Origin of the sequence: Citrobacter sp. LUTT5 (assembly GCF_009905315.1) — a bacterium.
GTDB classification, from domain to species: Bacteria; Pseudomonadota; Gammaproteobacteria; order Enterobacterales; family Enterobacteriaceae; genus Citrobacter; species Citrobacter freundii.
On sequence record NZ_CP047606.1, the window covers coordinates 2,063,272 to 2,081,247 of the forward strand.

15 protein-coding genes are annotated in these 17,976 nt (G+C 51.1%); 13 read left to right on the forward strand and 2 right to left on the reverse strand.

The genetic code is table 11. From position 1 onward, the window contains the following. The first annotated feature begins 254 nt into the window (after nucleotides 1-254). The 5 genes from GUC46_RS09875 (at nucleotide 255) to otsA (ending at nucleotide 6,250) form a co-directional block, all read left to right on the forward strand. The gene (locus GUC46_RS09875; protein ID WP_003034602.1) at nucleotides 255-1,244 is read left to right on the forward strand and encodes an arabinose ABC transporter substrate-binding protein; all 990 of its coding nucleotides are present in this window, start codon (nucleotides 255-257) and stop codon (nucleotides 1,242-1,244) included. A 115-nt stretch (nucleotides 1,245-1,359) separates the two neighbouring features. Next, nucleotides 1,360-2,874, forward strand: coding sequence for an arabinose ABC transporter ATP-binding protein AraG (gene araG, locus GUC46_RS09880; protein ID WP_032936845.1), 1,515 nt, complete (start codon nucleotides 1,360-1,362; stop codon nucleotides 2,872-2,874). Nucleotides 2,875-2,888: 14 nt separating this feature from the next. After that, nucleotides 2,889-3,875 carry an L-arabinose ABC transporter permease AraH gene (araH, locus tag GUC46_RS09885; RefSeq protein WP_003034609.1) on the forward strand — a complete coding sequence of 329 codons (987 nt, stop codon included), beginning with the start codon at nucleotides 2,889-2,891 and terminating at the stop codon, nucleotides 3,873-3,875. A 175-nt stretch (nucleotides 3,876-4,050) separates the two neighbouring features. Beyond that, nucleotides 4,051-4,854, forward strand: a complete 804-nt coding sequence (otsB, locus tag GUC46_RS09890) for a trehalose-phosphatase (RefSeq protein WP_044711094.1) — start codon at nucleotides 4,051-4,053, stop codon at nucleotides 4,852-4,854. Then, nucleotides 4,829-6,250 carry an alpha,alpha-trehalose-phosphate synthase gene (otsA, locus tag GUC46_RS09895; protein WP_003839138.1) on the forward strand — a complete coding sequence of 474 codons (1,422 nt, stop codon included), beginning with the start codon at nucleotides 4,829-4,831 and terminating at the stop codon, nucleotides 6,248-6,250. Before otsB ends, otsA begins: the two co-directional genes overlap by 26 nt. A gap of 17 nt (nucleotides 6,251-6,267) precedes the next feature. On the opposite strand, the gene uspC is transcribed toward otsA, so the two are convergent. Next, nucleotides 6,268-6,696: a universal stress protein UspC gene (uspC, locus tag GUC46_RS09900; protein ID WP_003034619.1), complete on the reverse strand. Its 429-nt coding sequence runs from the start codon at nucleotides 6,694-6,696 to the stop codon at nucleotides 6,268-6,270. 793 nt (nucleotides 6,697-7,489) lie between these two features. Between uspC and flhD the strand changes: the two genes are divergently transcribed. The 6 genes from flhD (at nucleotide 7,490) to cheW (ending at nucleotide 12,915) form a co-directional block, all read left to right on the forward strand. Next, nucleotides 7,490-7,831: a flagellar transcriptional regulator FlhD gene (flhD, locus tag GUC46_RS09905; RefSeq protein WP_003034622.1), complete on the forward strand. Its 342-nt coding sequence runs from the start codon at nucleotides 7,490-7,492 to the stop codon at nucleotides 7,829-7,831. Next, entirely contained in the window at nucleotides 7,828-8,412 is a 585-nt protein-coding gene (gene flhC / locus GUC46_RS09910) for a flagellar transcriptional regulator FlhC (RefSeq protein WP_008785071.1), read from the forward strand. The genes flhD and flhC overlap by 4 nt, the downstream gene beginning before the upstream one ends. A 124-nt stretch (nucleotides 8,413-8,536) precedes the next feature. Further along, the gene (gene motA, locus GUC46_RS09915; RefSeq protein WP_003034628.1) at nucleotides 8,537-9,424 is read left to right on the forward strand and encodes a flagellar motor stator protein MotA; all 888 of its coding nucleotides are present in this window, start codon (nucleotides 8,537-8,539) and stop codon (nucleotides 9,422-9,424) included. Then, nucleotides 9,421-10,350, forward strand: a complete 930-nt coding sequence (gene motB, locus GUC46_RS09920) for a flagellar motor protein MotB (protein WP_003034631.1) — start codon at nucleotides 9,421-9,423, stop codon at nucleotides 10,348-10,350. The genes motA and motB overlap by 4 nt, the downstream gene beginning before the upstream one ends. A 4-nt stretch (nucleotides 10,351-10,354) precedes the next feature. Beyond that, a complete protein-coding gene (cheA, locus tag GUC46_RS09925; RefSeq protein ID WP_003034635.1) occupies nucleotides 10,355-12,391 on the forward strand; it encodes a chemotaxis protein CheA in 2,037 nt (678 codons plus the stop codon). A 20-nt stretch (nucleotides 12,392-12,411) separates the two neighbouring features. Beyond that, nucleotides 12,412-12,915, forward strand: coding sequence for a chemotaxis protein CheW (gene cheW / locus GUC46_RS09930; protein ID WP_003034638.1), 504 nt, complete (start codon nucleotides 12,412-12,414; stop codon nucleotides 12,913-12,915). 76 nt (nucleotides 12,916-12,991) lie between these two features. Here cheW and GUC46_RS09935 read toward each other — a convergent pair whose 3' ends face one another. Continuing rightward, nucleotides 12,992-14,251 carry a dicarboxylate/amino acid:cation symporter gene (locus tag GUC46_RS09935; RefSeq protein WP_048217995.1) on the reverse strand — a complete coding sequence of 420 codons (1,260 nt, stop codon included), beginning with the start codon at nucleotides 14,249-14,251 and terminating at the stop codon, nucleotides 12,992-12,994. A gap of 406 nt (nucleotides 14,252-14,657) precedes the next feature. Here GUC46_RS09935 and tar point away from each other — a divergent pair, with 406 nt between their 5' ends. Further along, nucleotides 14,658-16,313, forward strand: a complete 1,656-nt coding sequence (tar, locus tag GUC46_RS09940) for a methyl-accepting chemotaxis protein II (RefSeq protein ID WP_032936849.1) — start codon at nucleotides 14,658-14,660, stop codon at nucleotides 16,311-16,313. A 43-nt stretch (nucleotides 16,314-16,356) separates the two neighbouring features. After that, a complete protein-coding gene (tap, locus tag GUC46_RS09945; RefSeq protein WP_060855098.1) occupies nucleotides 16,357-17,958 on the forward strand; it encodes a methyl-accepting chemotaxis protein IV in 1,602 nt (533 codons plus the stop codon). Nucleotides 17,959-17,976: the final 18 nt, after the last annotated feature.

The window sequence follows — 17,976 nt, forward strand, 5'->3', positions numbered from 1 at the left end:
ATCTGCTATTCCTCTTTTTTCCCGTCGACAAAACCGCGTTTTTTTATGTCATTTCCCGCTGAATTTATGTACGCAATTACTGTAATTCTGTGGTGTGATGCCGCTCTCTTATGGAGAATCAATTTCCCGCTACAAATACTCTCAGCACTGGCATTGATCTTATCAATAAAAGGTAATGCCTTGTTTTACGTCCGAATTACAAAAAATCGTCTGATTTTACCCTACATAAAAGAACGTTAAAGCTGGAGTTAACCATGCACAAATTCACTAAAGCGCTTGCTGCCATCGGTCTGGCGGCCATTATGTCACAATCCGCTATCGCTGAATCCATGAAGCTCGGTTTCCTGGTCAAACAGCCGGAAGAACCGTGGTTCCAGACTGAATGGAAATTTGCCGATAAAGCCGGTAAAGACCTTGGTTTTGAGGTGATTAAAATTGCCGTCCCGGATGGTGAGAAAACCCTTAACGCCATCGACAGCCTGGCTGCAAGTGGAGCAAAAGGGTTTGTTATTTGTACGCCAGACCCAAAACTGGGGCCAGCCATTATGGCTAAGGCGCGTGGCTACGATATGAAAGTCATTGCCGTCGATGACCAGTTTGCCAACGCCAAAGGTAAACCGATGGATACCGTACCGCTGGTGATGATGGCGGCAACCAAAATTGGTGAGCGCCAGGGCCAGGAGCTGTACAAGGAGATGCAAAAACGCGGTTGGGATGTGAAATCCACCGCCGTAATGGCCATTACCGCCAACGAACTGGATACCGCACGTCGTCGTACTTCTGGTTCAATGGAAGCGCTTAAAGCCGCTGGCTTCCCGGAAAAACAGATCTATCAGGTCCCGACTAAATCAAATGATATCCCCGGCGCATTCGATGCCGCTAACTCTATGCTGGTTCAGCATCCTGAAGTCAAACACTGGCTGATTGTCGGTATGAACGACAATACCGTGCTGGGCGGCGTACGTGCGACCGAAGGGCAGGGCTTCAAAGCACCAAACGTAATTGGTATTGGTATCAACGGTGTTGACGCAGTAAGCGAACTGTCTAAAGGCGAAGCGACCGGGTTCTACGGTTCACTGCTGCCAAGCCCGGACGTTCACGGCTACAAGTCCAGTGAAATGCTCTACAACTGGGTAACGAAAGGTGCAGAGCCACCGGCATTCACTGAAGTGACGGATGTGGTGCTGATTACCCGCGATAACTTCAAAGAAGAGCTGGCGAAGAAAGGCTTAGGCGGTAAGTAACACAAATGCCGGATGCGACGTCAACGCGTCTTATCCGGCCTACGAATTGCGTCCTCAGAAGGCCGGATGAGGCAAAACCCCCCTCCGGCATAAAGATCTGACTCACGGAGACGTTATGCAACAGTCTACCCCGTATCTCTCATTTCGCGGCATTGGCAAAACGTTCCCCGGCGTTAAGGCGCTGACGGATATCAGTTTCGACTGCTATGCCGGACAGGTGCATGCGCTGATGGGCGAAAATGGCGCCGGGAAATCAACACTCTTAAAAATTCTCAGCGGTAACTATGCGCCAACGACGGGATCATTGACGATCCGCGGACAAGAAGTTTCCTTCGCGGATACCACTGCCGCGCTCAGCGCCGGCGTCGCCATTATTTATCAGGAACTGCATCTCGTCCCGGAAATGACCGTTGCCGAGAATATTTATTTAGGGCAGTTACCGCACAAAGGCGGGATTGTGAACCGCTCGCTGCTGAACTATGAAGCAGGAATCCAGCTGAAGCATCTGGGAATGGATATCGATCCCGATACCCCATTGAAATACCTCTCCATTGGTCAGTGGCAGATGGTGGAGATTGCAAAAGCGCTGGCGCGAAACGCCAAAATTATTGCGTTTGATGAACCGACCAGCTCCCTGTCGGCTCGCGAGATTGAGAATCTATTTCGTGTCATCCGTGAGCTGCGCAACGAAGGACGCATCATTCTGTACGTGTCGCACCGTATGGAGGAGATTTTTGCTCTCAGCGATGCCATCACTGTGTTTAAAGATGGTCATTACGTCAAAACGTTCACGGATATGCAGCAGGTCGATCACGACGCGCTGGTGCAGGCGATGGTCGGGCGCGACCTCGGGGATATCTATGGCTGGAAATCCAGACCGTATGGCACAGAGCGTCTGCGGTTGCATGAAGTAAAAGCCCCGGGCGTGCGTACGCCAATCAGTTTATCCGTGCGAAGCGGTGAAATTGTCGGGCTGTTTGGCCTGGTGGGGGCCGGACGTAGCGAATTAATGAAAGGACTATTCGGTGGTACGCGTATCACGGCGGGCCAGGTATTTATTGATGAACAGCCTATCGATATCCGTAAACCAAGCCATGCCATTGAAGCAGGGATGATGCTGTGCCCGGAGGATCGCAAAGCCGAAGGGATCATTCCGGTCCATTCAGTGCGCAACAACATCAACATTAGTGCACGACGTAAGCATGTTCTGGGGGGATGCGTGATCAACAACGGCTGGGAAGAGACCAATGCCGATCACCATATTCGTTCACTCAACATCAAAACACCGGGTGCAGAGCAACTGATCATGAATCTCTCCGGTGGTAATCAACAGAAGGCTATCCTCGGTCGTTGGTTATCGGAAGAGATGAAGGTGATTTTGTTGGATGAGCCTACACGCGGCATTGATGTAGGCGCCAAGCATGAAATTTACAACGTGATTTATGCCCTCGCAGCGCGCGGTGTGGCCGTATTGTTTGCTTCCAGTGACCTGCCAGAAGTGCTCGGTGTCGCCGATCGTATTGTGGTGATGAGAGAAGGCGAAATTGCCGGTGAGTTACTTCATGAACAGGCGGATGAGCGCCAGGCGTTGAGCCTTGCTATGCCTAAAGTCAGCCAGGCTGTAGCCTGAATAAGGAGAGTATGATGTCTTCCGTTTCTACATCGGGTTCTGGCGCAGCGAAGTCGGCGCTAAATCTGGGCCGCATTTGGGATCAATACGGTATGCTGGTGGTGTTCGCCGTGCTGTTCCTCGTTTGTTCCCTGTTTGTGCCAAACTTTGCCACCTTCATCAATATGAAGGGACTGGGACTGGCAGTATCAATGTCGGGTATGGTCGCGTGTGGGATGCTGTTTTGTCTGGCATCCGGTGATTTCGACCTGTCTGTCGCATCTGTGATTGCTTGTGCTGGTGTTACCACTGCCGTAGTCATTAACATGACTGAAAGTTTGTGGATTGGCGTGGCTGCCGGACTTCTGCTCGGTATTCTGTGTGGCCTGGTGAATGGGTTCGTGATTGCGCGGTTAAAAATTAACGCCCTGATCACTACTCTTGCGACGATGCAGATTGTACGTGGTCTGGCTTATATTATCTCCGACGGTAAGGCAGTCGGGATTGAAGACGAGCGTTTCTTTACACTCGGTTATGCTAACTGGTTTGGTCTGCCTGCGCCTATCTGGATCACTGTCGTTTGTTTCATTGTCTTTGGTTTACTGCTGAACAAAACCACGTTTGGTCGTAATACGCTGGCCATTGGGGGCAATGAAGAGGCGGCGCGCCTGGCAGGGGTTCCGGTTGTTCGTACCAAGATTATTATCTTTATTCTTTCCGGTCTGGTATCCGCCATTGCCGGGATTATCCTCGCATCGCGTATGACCAGCGGCCAGCCAATGACCTCAATCGGTTATGAGTTGATCGTGATTTCAGCCTGCGTGTTAGGGGGCGTTTCGCTTAAAGGTGGCATCGGAAAAATCTCATATGTGGTGGCCGGGGTGTTGATCCTGGGTACGGTTGAGAATGCGATGAACCTGCTGAATATCTCTCCGTTCGCGCAGTATGTGGTACGTGGCCTCATCCTGCTGGCGGCGGTGATCTTCGACCGTTACAAGCAAAAAGCGAAGCGTACCGTTTGATGATTTAAACCCTAACTTTTTAGTCTAGCTTCTGCCCGTCGCCAGCCGCTACCCGGCTGGCGATTGTTTTTCCAAATGGCGAGCATGGTCACACTGTCTATACTTATATCCGTCATACATCATCTATACGCCGCGATCCGCGTGGCGTTCTGACCATGATGAGGAGGATAACCGGGTGACAGCATCACTGATCTTACCCCCTGAACAATCTGTAAACTGTGCTTACTTTTTTGATCTCGATGGGACACTTGCTGAGATTAAACCCTTTCCCGACCAGGTCGTTGTCCCTAAGGCAATCCTGCAATGTTTACATCAGTTAGCGACGCATAATGCGGATGCGCTGGCATTGATTTCAGGGCGCTCAATGGTTGAGCTTGACGCACTCACAACTCCGTTTCGTTTTCCACTTGCCGGAGTGCATGGGGCAGAACGCCGTGACATCAATGGTCAAACGCACATAGTACACCTGCCTGAAGGTATCGAGCGTGAAGCTGGGGCTTTATTACACGCAGCGTTAGTGACGTTACCGGGGACAACGCTGGAAACCAAAGGTATGGCTTTCGCGTTGCACTATCGTCAGGCACCCGAACACGAAGCTGCGCTGATTACCCTGGCTGAACGCATCACGCGCAGATGGCCGCAGCTTGCTCTGCAGCACGGAAAATGTGTCGTGGAAATAAAGCCTAAGGGCAGCAATAAAGGCGACGCGATAGCTGCATTTATGCAGGAAGCGCCTTTTGCTGGCCGGATCCCTGTGTTTTTCGGTGATGATCTGACAGATGAAACAGGATTTGCTGTGGTTAACCGCGCTGGCGGTATTTCCGTGAAGGTGGGGAGCGGTCCGACGCAGGCGACATGGCGTCTGGATGGCGTCAGGGATGTCTGGCGCTGGCTGGAGCAAATTAACTCTTCGCAGCAAGAATCGAAAGCAACGAATAACAGAAGAGGTGGCTATGAGTCGTTTAGTCGTAGTATCTAATCGTATCGCCTCACCAGATGACAAAGGGAGCGCGGGTGGGCTCGCGGTCGGTGTACTGGGCGCGTTAAAAGCTGCTGGTGGTCTGTGGTTTGGCTGGAGTGGTGATACAGGTAATGAGGATAAACCGTTAAAAAAAGTCACGCGTGGCAATATCACCTGGGCCTCGTTTAATTTGAGTGAGCAAGATTACGAAGAGTATTACTGCCAGTTTTCAAATGCGGTTTTATGGCCCGCATTTCACTATCGACTGGATTTAGTTCAGTTTCAGCGCTCTGCCTGGGAAGGCTACCAACGGGTTAATGCCTTACTGGTAGATAAACTTCTGCCGCTGCTTGGCGATGACGACATCATCTGGATTCATGATTACCATCTGTTGCCGTTTGCCTGCGAGTTACGTAAGCGCGGTGTGAATAACCGCATCGGTTTTTTCCTGCATATTCCTTTTCCGACGCCGGAAATTTTTAATGCGCTCCCTCCACATCTGGCGCTACTTGAGCAAATGTGTGATTTTGATTTGCTTGGTTTCCAGACTGAAAACGATCGCCAGGCTTTTCTGGACTGTCTCGCAGCCCAGACTCGGGTGTCCACGCATAAAGATAAGCAGCATCTGGCATGGGGAAAAGCGTTTCGCACTCAGGTCTATCCCATCGGTATCGAACCTGATGAGATAGCACGACAGGCGTCCGGACCGCTGCCGCCAAAACTGGCGCAGCTAAAAGCGGAGCTTAAAAATGTGCAGAATATTTTCTCCGTGGAGCGTCTGGATTACTCCAAAGGCTTGCCGGAGCGCTTTCAGGCTTACGAGGCCTTACTGGAACATTATCCGCAGCACCACGGTAAAATTCGCTATACGCAGATAGCGCCGACCTCGCGTGAAGAGGTGCAGGCCTATCAGGATATTCGCCACCAACTGGAAACAGAAGCAGGGCGAATCAACGGCAAATATGGGCAACTGGGCTGGACGCCGCTTTACTATCTGAACCAGTATTTTGATCGTAAATTGCTGATGAAGATCTTCCGCTACTCTGACGTAGGATTGGTGACCCCGTTGCGCGATGGTATGAACCTGGTGGCGAAAGAGTTTGTGGCCGCACAGGATCCTGCTAACCCTGGCGTGCTGGTTTTATCGCAATTTGCCGGGGCGGCGAATGAGCTAACCTCTGCGCTTATTGTTAATCCTTATGACCGGGATGAAGTGGCAGGCGCATTAAACCAGGCGCTGACGATGCCACTTACCGAACGCATCTCGCGCCACGCTGAAATGCTTGAGACTATCGTTAAAAACGATATCGACAACTGGCAGGCGACGTTCATTAGTGATCTTAAAGCAGTCACGCCGCGTCGGAGTCAATGCCAACTGCCAGACAATATTTCATCCTGTTCTAAACTCGCATGAAGTCCTGGCGCTGTGTATTAATCTCCGGCTAGCGGAACCAGAAGAACGTCCACCTGGCTGGTATGAATCACGCTTTTCGCGGAACAGGAAGCGCGTGAAAAAAAACTGTGGTTATGGTTGCCGTAAATGACCAGATCAATAGCGTATTTGCGGCATACATCCAGGATATGTTCATTCAGAGCCCCATAGGTAATAAAGGTATGCTCAATGGGGTATTCTGCTTCTTTGCTAAGTTTGTCGATAAAATCCTGAGTTTCTTCCTGCATGACTTCACGCAGGTCTTCCAGCATGGGGGCAGCAAACTGGTTATACAGTTCGGGGTCTGAGACCAGTGTAATCAGGCTAATTCGGGCGTTGACAGGGCGAGCGATAGAAACCGCCTTGTCTAACAACTGCTGACTTTCAGGGGTGGCGGCAACAGCAACAAGAATGTGCGAATAGCTCATAACTCGCTCCTTTTTTTCAAGAATTATGAGAGGGCTTTTCAGCTTTACTCAGCTTACTCCATACTGCAACGTTTCCTTCCTTCATAGTGTGAATGTCATCATGATTATTCATTAATTATTCTTATAAATAGAATAATCGATTCATATTGGTTGCAGATATGTTCAGGTAACTTAAGTAAAACCCACGGCTAATGAAAACAATGTGTTAATAAAAAATAAACATACATTAACATTTGCAAGGTCGTCACATCGCGGTATTAATTAATCGCTCTAAATATTTAAGTCATTGTTTATAAAGTATTTAATTAAAAAAGTTTTTTGAGTTAAATATGTGATCCAGCTCGCTATTTCATGGCGTGATATTAACGGTCGTGAACATAATACTATTCGCTTTTATTGCAAGAATATTCGTACATCAGGAATCGAAATGGATAATGGAAGGTTAAGAAATAAACAAAGTAAAAGCCACGCTGATGGATTTATGTTAAGTGTTTGGCTGGTTTATGTGATCTTGATCACATATTCTTTAAATTCGCAGCATAGCTCCGTTGTATGTGTAACTGACGGCGGGTAGAGTTGCGTCGAATTAGGAAAAATCTTAGACATTTGTAAGAATTGATGTGAGCTTGTAAGGGACGCTGCCTTCTTAAAAGGGAATGTTTAGACGACGCGTAAGTGTCGTTACGTTGCTATGTATTTGACCTTTTGCTTTTTTTTACCGGGCCTTCCCGGCGACATCACGGGGTGCGGTTTTACCGCATGAAAACAATGTTGGTTATTATGGATGCAAATAATGCATACATCCGAGTTGCTGAAACACATTTATGACATCAATTTGTCATATTTATTGCTTGCACAGCGTTTGATCGTTCAGGACAAAGCATCTGCGATGTTTCGCCTTGGTATCAGCGAGGAAATGGCGGACACGTTGGCAACATTAACACTTCCTCAAATGGTCAAACTGGCCGAAACAAACCAACTGGTATGTCATTTCCGTTTCGACGATCACCAGACTGTTACTCGCCTGACGCAAGACTCCCGCGTTGACGATCTTCAGCAAATCCATACTGGTATTATGCTTTCCACACGCCTGTTAAGCGACATCGATGATGCAGCACGTAAGAAAAGGGCTTGATGATGAGCGAAAAAAGCATTGTTCAGGAAGCGCGTGATATCCAGTTGGCAATGGAATTAATCACATTGGGCGCCCGTTTGCAAATGCTGGAAAGCGAAACGCAATTAAGCCGTGGTCGATTAATCAAGCTGTACAAAGAATTACGCGGTAGTCCTCCGCCAAAAGGGATGCTCCCGTTTTCCACCGACTGGTTTATGACGTGGGAACAAAATATTCATGCGTCGATGTTTTGCAATGCATGGCAATTCCTGCTCAAAACGGGTCTCTGTAGCGGCGTGGATGCCGTAATTAAGGCGTATCGGTTATATCTTGAGCAGTGTCCGCAGCCTGAAGAAGGGCCATTGCTGGCGTTAACTCGCGCGTGGACGCTGGTGCGATTTGTCGACAGCGGATTGCTGGAGTTGTCCCAATGCAATTGTTGCGGTGGGAATTTTATCACCCATGCACACCAACCCGCAGGCAGCTTTGCCTGTAGTTTATGCCAGCCGCCATCAAGGGCCGTAAAAAGACGTAAACTTTCCCAGAATGCTGCCGATATTATTCCACAACTGCTGGATGAACAGATCGAACAGGCTGTTTAACTGATACGGTGTGGATGAACACTCCAGCAGCGGTAAGCGATTACCGCTGCTTTTTTTTGTCCTGACCTTACGTTAATTGCCCGACTGCGCATCCTGTCATAGTCAATTGCGAAAGGATGATGTCGTGCTTATCTTATTAGGTTACCTGGTTGTTATTGGTACAGTTTTCGGCGGTTACATGATGACCGGCGGACACCTTGGGGCACTCTATCAACCGGCTGAGCTGGTGATTATCGGTGGCGCGGGTATTGGGGCATTCATCGTCGGCAATAATGGGAAAGCCATCAAAGGGACGATGAAAGCGATCCCGTTGCTTTTCCGTCGTTCGAAATACACCAAAGCGATGTATATGGATCTGCTGGCGCTCCTGTATCGCCTGATGGCCAAGTCACGTCAACAGGGCATGTTCTCGCTTGAGCGCGACATCGAAAACCCAAAAGAAAGTGAAATCTTCGCTAGCTATCCGCGCATTCTTGCCGATGCCGTAATGCTTGATTTTATTGTCGATTATCTACGCCTGATTATCAGCGGCAATATGAATACGTTTGAAATTGAAGCGCTGATGGACGAAGAAATTGAGACTCATGAGAGTGAGGCCGAAGTTCCGGCGAATAGTCTGGCGATGGTCGGCGACTCACTGCCGGCATTCGGGATCGTCGCGGCCGTTATGGGTGTTGTGCATGCACTGGCTTCTGCCGATCGCCCGGCAGCAGAGCTGGGGGCGTTGATTGCGCATGCGATGGTGGGAACATTCCTCGGTATTTTGCTGGCCTATGGATTTATTTCTCCGCTTGCCAGCGTTCTGCGCCAGAAAAGCGCTGAAACAACCAAAATGATGCAGTGCGTGAAGATAACGCTGCTCTCCAATCTGAATGGCTACGCGCCGCCGATTGCCGTTGAATTCGGTCGTAAGACTCTGTACTCCAGCGAACGTCCTTCGTTTATCGAACTGGAAGAACATGTTCGTGCGGTGAGAAATCCAACTGCGCAACAGACGACCGAGGACGCATGAAAAATCAGGCCCATCCCATTATCGTTGTAAAGCGACGCAAACATAAGAATCACGGTGGTGGGGCGCATGGCTCGTGGAAAATCGCCTACGCCGATTTTATGACCGCGATGATGGCCTTCTTTCTGGTGATGTGGCTCATTTCTATTTCCAGCCCTAAAGAATTGATCCAGATTGCCGAATATTTCCGTACACCGCTGGCCACCGCGGTGACCGGGGGAAATCGTATTTCGAATAGCCAAAGCCCGATTCCAGGCGGCGGGGATGATTACACCCAGCAGCAGGGTGAGGTGAACAAGCAGCCGAATATTGATGACCTGAGAAAACGTATGGAACAGAGCCGCTTGAGCAAACTTCGTGGCGATCTCGATCAACTGATTGAATCCGATCCCAAACTGCGAGCGCTGCGTCCGCATTTAAAGATTGATTTAGTTCAGGAAGGGCTGCGGATACAGATTATCGACAGTCAGAATCGCCCAATGTTTAAGACCGGTAGTGCTGAAGTTGAGCCGTACATGCGCGATATCCTGCGCGCGATTGCACCAGTGCTCAACGGGATCCCTAACCGGATCAGCCTTTCCGGTCACACGGATGATTACCCTTACGCGAATGGTGAGAAAGGGTACAGCAACTGGGAATTGTCTGCCGATCGCGCAAATGCATCGCGTCGCGAGCTGGTTAGCGGCGGTCTGGATGATGGAAAAGTATTACGTGTGGTAGGTATGGCCGCCACGATGCGTCTGAGCGATCGCGGTCCTGAAGACGCTATCAACCGCCGTATTAGCCTGCTGGTTCTCAATAAGCAGGCAGAAGAGGCCATTTTGCATGAAAACGCTGAAAGCCAGAATGAGCCGGTAAGTGTCTTACAACGGCCAGCGGAACTCCCGCCGGTAAGCGTTCCCACATCGCCACCAGCCAATCCGAGGTGATAGCGTGAGCATGGATATTAGCGATTTTTATCAGACATTTTTTGATGAAGCTGACGAACTGTTGGCTGATATGGAGCAACACCTTCTTGATTTGGTTCCTGAAGCCCCGGACTCCGAACAGCTGAATGCCATTTTTCGTGCAGCGCACTCGATTAAAGGCGGGGCGGGCACCTTCGGCTTTACCATTTTGCAGGAAACGACCCATCTGATGGAAAACCTGCTGGATGAAGCGCGGCGTGGCGAGATGCAGCTCAATGCCGACATTATCAACCTGTTTTTGGAAACGAAAGATATTATGCAGGAACAGCTCGACGCCTATAAAAGCTCAGTGGAGCCTGATGCCGACAGTTTTGAGTACATTTGCCAGGCGTTACGGCAGTTAGCGCTCGAAGCGAAAGGTGAAACCGCACCGTCAGTTGTCAACTCAGCAAAACTGAGCGTTGTTGATAGCACCGCGATGCAGGAAGAGGCGGTTGCAAAGCCTGAACTCGCCAGTGAAGAGAGCAAAAAACGCATTACTCTCTCGCGTCTGAAAGCCAGCGAAGTGGATTTGCTGGAAGAGGAACTGGGGAACCTGGCGACCTTAACCGATGTGGTAAAAGGAAGCGACACGCTGTCAGCTACGCTTGATGGCAACCTCGCAGAAGATGACATCATTGCAGTACTCTGCTTTGTCATTGAAGCTGACCAAATTGAATTCGAAACCGTCAGCGCAGCGCCCGCGACCGTTGAAACTGAAGAGGTAGCCGTTGTCGCGAAGCCGCAGCCGGTTGCCGTTGCGCCAGCGGTGAAAGCCGCCGCCAGTGAAGCGCCACATGGGCGCGCGGAGCGTGAAAAACCAGCCCGCGCCAGCGAGTCGACCAGCATCCGCGTAGCGGTTGAGAAGGTCGATCAGCTTATTAACCTGGTCGGTGAGTTGGTCATCACCCAGTCGATGCTGGCCCAGCGATCTAACGAACTGGATCCCGTCAATCATGGCGATCTCATCACCAGCATGGGTCAGTTACAACGTAACGCCCGCGATTTGCAAGAGTCGGTGATGTCGATTCGTATGATGCCAATGGAGTATGTGTTCAGTCGTTTCCCTCGTTTGGTGCGCGATCTGGCCGGTAAGCTGGGTAAACAGGTCGAGCTGACGCAGGTAGGTAGCTCAACCGAACTCGATAAGAGCCTGATTGAACGCATCATCGATCCGTTGACGCACCTGGTGCGTAACAGCCTCGACCATGGTATCGAACTGCCGGAAAAACGCCTTGAATCCGGCAAAAGCCCAATCGGCAATCTGACGCTTTCCGCGGAGCACCAGGGTGGGAATATTTGTATTGAAGTGACTGACGATGGCGCTGGCCTGAACCGCGAACGTATTCTGGCCAAAGCTATCTCCCAGGGTATGCCGATCCACGAAAACATGAGCGATGACGAAGTGGGTATGTTGATCTTCGCTCCAGGCTTTTCGACCGCCGAACAGGTGACGGATGTCTCCGGACGCGGCGTGGGTATGGATGTGGTGAAGCGAAATATCCAGGAGATGGGCGGCCATGTTGAGATCCAGTCCAAACAGGGACAGGGGACCACTATTCGCATTCTGCTGCCGCTGACGCTGGCGATCCTCGATGGGATGTCCGTGCGTGTGGCGGATGAGGTCTTCATTCTGCCACTAAATGCCGTTATGGAATCGCTGCAACCGCGCGAAGAAGATCTCCATCCGTTGGCCGGAGGCGAACGCGTTCTGGAAGTGCGTGGCGAATATTTACCGCTGGTTGAGTTGTGGAAGGTCTTTGAGGTTGAAGGCGCTAAAACTGAAGCGACTCAGGGCATTGTGGTTATTTTACAAAGTGCAGGGCGTCGCTATGCGCTGCTGGTCGATCAGTTAATTGGCCAACACCAGGTAGTGGTCAAAAACCTGGAAAGCAACTACCGCAAAGTGCCAGGTATTTCTGCAGCAACGATCCTCGGCGACGGCAGCGTCGCGCTGATTGTCGATGTCTCTGCATTGCAGGGATTAAACCGCGAACAACGTGTGGCGATCACAGCCGCCTGATTGAGTGAGAAGGGAATAATATGACCGGTATGAGTAATGTAACTAAACTGGCCGGCGAACCGTCAGGTCAGGAATTCCTCGTGTTTACGCTGGGGGATGAAGAGTACGGTATCGATATCCTGAAAGTGCAGGAAATCCGTGGTTATGATCAGGTGACGCGCATCGCTAACACGCCTGCATTTATCAAAGGCGTCACGAACCTGCGTGGTGTGATTGTGCCTATCGTCGACCTGCGCGTGAAATTTAGCCAGAGTGATGTGGATTACAACGAAAACACCGTGGTGATTGTGCTGAACCTGGGTCAGCGGGTGGTTGGGATTGTGGTGGATGGCGTTTCGGATGTGCTGTCGCTGACAACGGATCAAATCCGTCCGGCACCGGAGTTTGCGGTCACGCTGTCGACGGAATATTTGACGGGATTGGGTGCGCTGGGTGACCGGATGCTGATCCTGGTCAACATTGAGAAGCTGCTGAACAGCGAAGAAATGGCGCTGCTGGATATTGCCGCTTCCCACGTCGCATAATCGCCATAACTCATCCGGCCTACAATGATTGCTGTTGTAGGCCGGATTAGCGTAGCGTATCCGGCAGATTTCCTTCTTACGCTTCCCGCTCAACCAGCTCAGGTTCTTCTTCCAGTAAACCTTCATCCTGCGCCAGCATCGCCGTTGCAATCCCATTACCTAATACGTTGATTGCTGAACGTCCCATATCCAGGAAGTGATCAATTCCCATCAGTAGCAGAATTCCGGCAACCGGAATATTGAAGCTCGGGATGGTTGCCGCCAGCACCACCAGTGCTGAACGTGGCACACCTGCAATTCCTTTGGACGCCAGCATCAGCGTCAGCATCAGGACGGTGATTTCTGCGAAAGAGAGGTGAATATTATAGGCCTGCGCGATAAACATGGAGGCAAATGAACAATAGACCATGGAACCGACTAGGTTGAACGAATAACCGATAGGCAGCACGAATGACACGATGTTGGGTGAGCAGCCAAATTTAGTTAATTGCTCCAGCGTTTTCGGATAAGCGGCCTCAGAGCTGCTGGTGGTGAATGCGACCAGAACCGGGTCTTTCAGCATGCTCACCAGGCGAAATACCTCTTTTTTCAGCATGACATAACCCACCGCCAACAGAACCAGGCAGGTCAGCAAAATCGCCACATAGTAGCCGCCGATAAACGATGCATAGTTAAGCAGGATCCCCAGACCCTGGGTAGAGATTACGGAAGAGATGGCGGCAAAAATTGCCAGCGGCGCGACGTACATCACGTAGCCGGTCACTTTCAGCATAATGTGGGAAACCACATCCAGCGCGGCAACCAGCGGAGCGTTAAATTTCTCTCCGAGCGATGCTCCACCAATACCGAAGAACATTGAGAACACCACGATTTGCAGGATCTCATTGTTAGCCATTGCCTCGGCTATGCTGGTTGGAATGGTATGTGTCAGAAAACCTTTCAGGCTCATGCCGCCTACGGCCAGACCGGTGTCGGTGGCTTCCAGCGGGATCGTAAGGTTTAACCCGCTCCCGGGTTGCTCAAGGGAAACCACAAACAGACCGACCAGAATAGACAATACAGAAGAGCTGATAAACCAGATCATCGCTTTGCCGCCCACGCGACCGATGGTGGACGTTTCCCCCAGGCGCATAATACCAACGGTCAGGGTGCTGAATACTAAAGGCGCAATCACCATCTTAATCAGACGTAAAAAGATGTCGGTGAGAAGCGTAATATTATCGGCCCAGGCGGTCACAACGCCGGGGGAGGCATAAGAGTGGATCACCGCACCCGACAGGATCCCCGCCAGCATGAAGATCACGATAAACAACGTGAGTTTGTTTGCATTTGCCACTAAAAAGCCCTCAGTAAGGATTTAACATTTATTGATCGGTTACTCATTTTTTATACTTATTAAGTGGTAACGAAGTATTCATCATATAAATTGGATTAAAGCGTAAACGGATACAACTTTTTTTAATTTTTTATCCATTTTGTTGTGGTATTTACGATGCGTATGTGTGATCCAAATCACACAAAAAAGTGTATTTCAGCCAATCTGGCCGTGCTCACTGATGAGTATGAATGTTATTTGCATGATAATTATGGTGTTTTTATGTGAATAATCTGTGGTTGCTGCACACCCGTTTTACCTTCCCCTCGCCAGGCTTCACATCCCTTCAGGATTTCCTTTTTGCAAACGTAAAGTTATCTCAGCCACTGCCGATAACGTTGATAACTCGTTTTCAGGAAGGTGCCTTATGTTTAACCGTATCCGCGTTGTCACAATGCTGATGATGGTGCTGGGGGTTTTCGCACTGCTACAGCTTGTTTCCGGTGGTCTGTTGTTTTCTTCATTGCAGCAGAATCAGCAAAGTTTTGTTATTTCTAACGATCTTCGACAGCAGCAAAGTGAACTCACCTCAACATGGGATCTGATGCTGCAAACACGAATCAATTTAAGCCGTTCTTCTGCGCGCATGATGATGGATGCGTCTAACCAGCAAAGCAGCGCCAAAAACGATCTGCTGAAGAATGCGAAAGCATCGCTGGCGCAGGCTGAAACGCATTACGCAAAATTTAAAAACATCACACCGTTGCCGGAAATGGCAGAAGCCAGCGGCAACATTGAGGAAAAATATCAGCAGTACCATGCGGCCTTGGCAGAACTGGTTCAGTTTCTGGAAAGCGGCAATATGGACGCCTACTTTGCGCAGCCTACGCAGGGAATGCAAAACGCGCTCGGCGAGGCGCTGGGCAAGTACGCCAGCGTTAGCGAAAAGCTTTACGTTCAGGCATTTGATCAAAGCGCGCGGGATTACCATTTCGCCCAATGGCAGCTTGGCGTGCTGGCCGTAGTGCTGGTGCTGATTCTGGTGGTGGTCTGGTACGGCATCCGTCATACCCTGCTTAATCCTCTGTCCCGTGTTATTGCCCATATTCGGGAAATCGCCAGCGGTAACCTGACCGCAACTCTCGCCGTTAGTGGTCGTAACGAAATCGGCGAGCTGGCCAGTACGGTTGATCATATGCAGCGCTCGCTGACGGAAACCGTCACTCTGGTGCGTGAAGGCTCTGATGCGATTTATTCTGGTACCAGCGAAATTGCCAGCGGAAACACGGATCTCTCATCTCGTACGGAACAGCAGGCGTCAGCGCTGGAAGAAACCGCAGCCAGCATGGAACAGCTGACCGCAACCGTGAAGCAAAACGCGGACAACGCGCGTCAGGCCTCGCAACTGGCGAAAAGCGCCTCGGACACCGCGCAGCATGGCGGCAAAGTGGTTGATAGCGTGGTGAACACCATGCACGAAATTGCCGATAGCTCGAAGAAAATTGCCGACATTATTAGCGTCATCGATGGCATTGCCTTTCAGACCAACATTCTCGCACTGAACGCGGCGGTTGAAGCTGCACGCGCCGGTGAGCAAGGCCGCGGCTTTGCCGTGGTGGCGGGCGAAGTGCGTAATCTGGCAAGCCGCAGTGCGCAGGCGGCGAAAGAGATTAAAGCATTGATTGAAGATTCCGTTTCCCGGGTTGATACCGGTTCTGTACTGGTAGAAAGCGCTGGGGAAACGATGAACGACATCGTCAATGCCGTGACGCGGGTGACCGATATCATGGGTGAGATTGCCTCGGCCTCCGACGAGCAAAGCCGGGGGATTGATCAGGTTGCGCTCGCGGTCTCTGAAATGGATCGCGTTACGCAGCAGAACGCCTCTTTGGTACAGGAATCGGCTGCCGCAGCGGCCGCTCTTGAAGAACAGGCCAGTCGCCTGACGCAGTCGGTATCGACTTTCCGCCTTGCGTCACGTCCGGCCTCGACAAAACCACGCGATACACGATTACCTGCAGCGCCGAGCGCCTCCTATCCGCGCCAGAGCATTGAACAAGATACGAATTGGGAAACATTTTGACTGACAGTTAAACCGCGGCCAGTGCCGCCTGATGGGAGCGTTGATGTTTAATCGTATTCGAATTTCGACCACGCTGTTTTTGATTTTAATCCTCTGCGGTGTTTTGCAGATTGGCAGTAATGGCTTGTCCTTCTGGGCATTTCGGGACGGTTTTCAGAACCTGAATCAGGTCGAACGGAGTAATCAGCAACGCGCTGCGCTGGCCCAAACCCGCGCTGTGTTATTACAGGCCAGTACGGCCCTTAATAAGGCAGGGACGCTGACCGCCCTGAGCTATCCGCCAGAGGACATCAAAACCCTGATGACTCTTGCGCGCGACAGCCTGGCGCAGTCTGAATTGATGTTTAAACGCTTTATGGCGACGTCGGATTCGACGGAACAAGGCAAGGCGCTGTTTAGCGCGACGGAGAAAAGTTTCAACCAGTGGCACAGCGATCTCGCGCATCAGGCCACCTGGCTTGAAAACAATCAGCTGTCAGATTTTCTGACCGCGCCGGTGCAGGCGGCTCAAGATGCTTTTGATGCGAATGTGAATGCGTGGCAGAGCAACATCGACCGCGTGTTGCAAACGGCAGGAGAGCAGAGTCAGCGCAATTACCATATGTCGGGGGTGATTTTCGCCACCATGGTGGTCCTGGCAGCACTGCTCACCAGCGGTGCGCTGTTCTGGTCACGCAAGATGATTGTTCAGCCGCTGGCGATTATTGGCAGCCATTTCGACAGTATTGCCGCGGGGAATCTGGCACGGCCAGTAGCGGTTTATGGGCGCAATGAGATCTCGGCCATTTTTGCCAGCCTGCAGAAGATGCAAAAGGCATTACGCGAAACAGTAAATGACGTTCGTCAGGGCAGCTCAGCCATGCATAGCGGTATTTCAGAAATCGCGATGGGCAATAACGATTTATCTTCGCGAACCGAACAGCAGGCGGCCGCGCTGGCACAAACGGCAGCCAGCATGGAACAACTTACCGCCACTGTCGGCCAGAACGCTGATAACGCGCGCCAGGCGTCAGGGATCGCCAAAAGTGCGGCAGACACAGCGCATAAAGGTGGCGAGCAGACGTCCCGGGTTGCCAGCACCATGCATGAGATTTCTGCCAGCTCGCAGAAAATCGGCGACATCATCGGCGTGATTGACAGCATTGCCTTCCAGACCAATATCCTGGCGTTGAATGCCGCGGTCGAGGCCGCCAGGGCAGGGGAGCAAGGGCGTGGTTTTGCCGTCGTCGCTGGTGAAGTGCGTAATCTGGCAAGCCGTAGCGCGCAGGCGGCGAAAGAAATTAAGGGGCTCATTGAGGAGTCAGTCACCCGGGTGCATCAGGGCTCGCAACTGGTGGATATGGCGTCGCGCACGATGACGGAAATTGTCAGTTCGGTGACCCGGGTTAACGACATAATGGGCGAGATTGCCTCGGCATCCGATGAACAGCGCAGAGGCATTGAGCAGGTGGCGCAGGCCGTCAGCCAGATGGACTCAGTGACGCAGCAAAACGCCGGGCTGGTGGAAGAAGCTGCATCCGCCACCGGACAACTCGCCACACAGGCCGATAATCTTTCCGCCTGTGTCGCATTTTTCAAGCTTGAAGAGCAAACCGTAGCAAAACAAGAGTTGGCGCAGCCGCAGGTTGTGCCCGTTGTATCCTGAATGTGATTGAGAAGGCGC